Origin of the sequence: Streptococcus suis (assembly GCF_002964045.1) — a bacterium.
In the GTDB taxonomy this organism is placed as follows: Bacteria; Bacillota; Bacilli; order Lactobacillales; family Streptococcaceae; genus Streptococcus; species Streptococcus suis_U.
Genome location: NZ_POPB01000316.1, coordinates 1 through 333, shown reverse-complemented (window position 1 = coordinate 333; position 333 = coordinate 1). Strand labels below are relative to the sequence as shown.

The window sequence follows — 333 nt, the reverse complement described above, 5'->3', positions numbered from 1 at the left end:
AAAAATACATATATGATATAATAATATAAAACAAACAAAAACATGTGTTCAAGGGGAGAAGTATGGTCTGGACAGAAGAAAAGTTGGGACCGATTATTCATTCTATACTCAATCCTGACGAGGAAGTTTTAAGTCTTTATCAATCGAAAACGACGAAATCAATTTATGGCTGCATTCTTTGGAATAATTATTATTATAAGGTTTTCCGAGTTAGTAACCACCCATCACAATCTACATATAAACAGCCAACTTTTTATGATTTCCATGGCGAATTTTATATGAAAGGAGCGATTCGGACCTACCTTTACCACACGAACAGTTGGTATGAACTTA

The 333-nt window shown here is 33.3% G+C and carries 1 pseudogene; it reads left to right on the top strand.

Going from position 1 to position 333, the window contains the following annotated elements:
• Positions 1-62 precede the first annotated feature (62 nt).
• A pseudogene (locus C1E99_RS05455) lies at positions 63-333 on the top strand (hypothetical protein); the annotation flags it as partial.